Genomic DNA, 1,120 nt, shown 5'->3' on the forward strand with positions numbered 1-1,120 from the left:
GGGTGGGTTCAAGGATGAAGCGCGACTTGCGATAGATAACAATGGTTTATCACGCGCAAGGACTTGCCCATGGAACGCACCTACTCCCAGATCGATATGGATGAACGCCGCAAGATCGCCCGCTGGCGAACGGCTGGTATCAGTGTGGACGTCATTGCCGAGAAGCTCGGACGCCATCGCTCGACGATTTTCCGCGAGCTGCGACGCAATGCTTTTACAGATTCGCAAATGCCGGACCTCAACGGCTACTATTGTGTGGCGGCCAACGACATGGCGCGTGAACGACGTGCCAAGCTGCGCAAGCTGGCGCGGTTCTCGCATCTGCGCCAATCCGTGATCGAGCGCATTATCCATGGGTGGTCGCCGCAACAGATAGCCGGACGGCTGCAGCTGGAGCGGCATCCGATTTCTGTGAGTCATGAGACGATCTACAAGTTCGCCTATTCAAAGGACGGCCATGCGATCAAGCTATGGCGGCATCTGCCGGAGCACCGTGCCAGACGCCGTCCCCGGCATGCCCGGCGCCGCCATGGCCGTCGTTTCAGCCCGGAAGTCAACATTCTTCATCGCCCTGAAGCCGTGGCACAGCGCCAACAGTTCGGCCATTGGGAATGCGATCTCATCCAGTTTCGCAAGAAATTCGGAAAGGCCAATGTCACGTCGCTGGTCGAGCGCGTCAGCCGGTTTGCTGTTTTCCTGCGCAACAACGACCGGCAGTCAAAACCTGTTATGGATGGGCTGATCCAGGCGCTGCAATCCCTGCCCCATCTCGCCCGCCGTTCGATCACCTTCGATCGTGGCACCGAGTTCACCGATTGGCCTTACCTGCAGGCAGGCATCGGAACGCAAACATGGTTCTGCGATCCGCAGTCGCCCTGGCAAAAAGGCACCGTCGAAAACACCAACAGGCGGGCCAGGAAATGGCTGTCGAGAGAGGTTGATCCTCTGTCTCTCAGCGACCATGATCTAACGGAAATCTGCAACAGACTGAATGCAACACCGCGCAAATGCCTTGGCTATAAAACGCCAGCAGAAGTCTTCCGGCAAAAACTGCTCGCACAGAGGCGGCGGGCGGGCTAGCCTCTCATTGTCGCAGGTCGCGGTTCGCCATGAACTCACA

1 protein-coding gene is annotated in these 1,120 nt (G+C 58.1%); it reads left to right on the forward strand.

Features of this window, described 5'->3' with window-relative positions; genetic code table 11:
• Positions 1-69 precede the first annotated feature (69 nt).
• Positions 70-1,080 carry an IS30 family transposase gene (locus FHS21_RS30365; protein WP_112532606.1) on the forward strand — a complete coding sequence of 337 codons (1,011 nt, stop codon included), beginning with the start codon at positions 70-72 and terminating at the stop codon, positions 1,078-1,080.
• Positions 1,081-1,120: the final 40 nt, after the last annotated feature.

The organism is Phyllobacterium trifolii, assembly GCF_014192095.1.
GTDB classification, from domain to species: domain Bacteria; phylum Pseudomonadota; class Alphaproteobacteria; order Rhizobiales; family Rhizobiaceae; genus Phyllobacterium; species Phyllobacterium trifolii.